The following is a 2,276-nucleotide window of genomic DNA, read 5'->3' as shown; positions in this document are numbered from 1 at the left end:
ACACTGACCATTGACAGTCTTACTGCATTGGACGGTTCAACAATATTGAATGTTGATGGTGCTACCAGCACCTTGAATATCACCAACGCCGGTGCCTTTACGCTGAACAATACCCTGACCGGTGCCGGGCAGGTGAATGTCGATACGACCAATGGTGCTTTCAACTTTGACGCTGCAGTGGGCAATGCCTTTACCGGCAATGTGACGCTGAATAACGCTACCTTCTCATTGGCAGGGGACAACGCCGACACTCTGCAGAATGCTGGGTTGACGTTAGCCACCGGCAGTGTGACGACGGTTGGTATCCCGGGAACGTCAAGTATCGCCACCTTGCAGGATCTGGTGCTGGATGGTGGTACGCTCAATTTCACTGGTGGCGTGCCGTTATCAAGTGCCGAGAGTATCATTTCTACCGTTAACCTGACTGCCAACAGCGGTACTGTTAACGTGGATAATGGCGGTTCATGGAACAACGATTCTCCTAGCGTCTCTCTTCTCGACCAAAACCTGGGAATAACCGAGACGTTGATCACTGCGGACACGGCAAGCGCGGTTGATGGGCTCACATTGAGAATTAATGGCCAGGTGGTGACACCAGCGGGCATCGCTTCAGCGATTAACCAGAACAGTGTCCATGTGGCGAATGGTACCTACAATTACGCCTTGTCCAACACGAACGGCAGTGCCGATGGCCTGTATCTGAATTATGGCTTGAGTGCCATTGAACTGCTGACGGACCATGCCGATGCGCTGATTATTGCCACTAATGTCAACCCTGGCTCTAACAGGGAGTTGACGGCCCTGTTGACCGGCGGGGTTGACGGCGGCATCGTTTTTGATGCGACCAATGGTGCATTGACGGTGACCAATAGCAACAACAGTTACGGCGGAACCACCACAGTAACTGGTGGTAATGTGCTACTGGGGAGTGATAATGCGTTCGGTCAGACTTCATTGCTGACGGTTAACAGTGGTGCCAGCTTTAATACCAACGATTTCAGTCAAACGGTGGGAGCCCTGACCAACGCGGGTACCGTCACTATTGACCCGGCGGTATTAACGACCGGATTGTTGACTAACACCGGGGTGATTGATATCGCTGGTGGCACGTTGAACCTGGAAGATGGAGGTACTTCAACAGCCGTGGGTGGTTTGACCGGTGCGGGCACGCTGAACGTCAACGGTGGCACCTTGGTCCTGAGTGCCGCCAACAGTGGTCTGTCAGCCGATACCTTGATAACGTTGCCAGCGACAGTGACCTTGACCGCCGCTGATGCTTTGGGTAGCAGTGATGTGAATGTATTGGGTACTTTGAACCTCAATGCTGCCGATACCCTGGGCAACACACTTAGTGGTGACGGCACCATCAATACCAATGCGGCAGTGACCTTGGAGGGGACCAATGATTTCACCGGTCAGCACAATATCAATACCGGTGGTGTATTAACCATTACCGATGTCAATAATTTGGGTACCTCGGCAGCCAGTGTCGATCTCACTGTTGCTGGCGCTCAACTGATAATCGATGGTGTGGTTGACACCTTAGCCAACACCTTAAGCGGTGATGCGGCCTCAACGGTACAACTGACGAATAATGCCAACACCACTCTGACCGGTAGCAATACGCTGTTTACCGGGCTATTTGATCTGGTGGGCAACAGCACACTGAGTGTGTCGCAGAATGCCAACCTGGGTGATGGCAGTGTCAGGATCGCCAATGGCAGTACCCTTAACTTTAACGCCTTTGAAGGCGGTGCCTTGACCTCGTTGGGTAATGTTATCGAAGGCGCAGGGAGTTGGGTGCTGAACAACAGCGATATCGATCTGAGAAATAATAGCAATGCCTCTGGCTTTACGGGCTTGTTGGATATTAATACCGCCTCGACACTGACCATTGACAGTCTTACTGCATTGGACGGTTCAACAATATTGAATGTTGATGGTGCTACCAGCACCTTGAATATCACCAACGCCGGTGCCTTTACGCTGAACAATACCCTGACCGGTGCCGGGCAGGTGAATGTCGATACGACCAATGGTGCTTTCAACTTTGACGCTGCAGTGGGCAATGCCTTTACCGGCAATGTGACGCTGAATAACGCTACCTTCTCATTGGCAGGGGACAACGCCGACACTCTGCAGAATGCTGGGCTGACGTTAGCCACCGGCAGTGTGACGACGGTTGGTATCCCGGGAACGCCAAGTACCGCCACCTTGCAGGATCTGGTGCTGGATGGTGGTACGCTCAATTTCACTGGTGGCGTGCCGTTATCAAG

The 2,276-nt window shown here is 52.5% G+C and carries 1 protein-coding gene; it reads left to right on the top strand.

The features are described 5' to 3' along the window. The coding region (locus IO95_RS25600) for a hypothetical protein (RefSeq protein ID WP_037385295.1) at nucleotides 1-2,276 on the top strand (2,276 nt) is incomplete at both ends.

It is taken from the genome of Serratia sp. DD3 (assembly GCF_000496755.2).
Note: the sequence above shows the minus strand (reverse complement) of the source record. Positions and strands in the feature narration are given on the sequence as shown.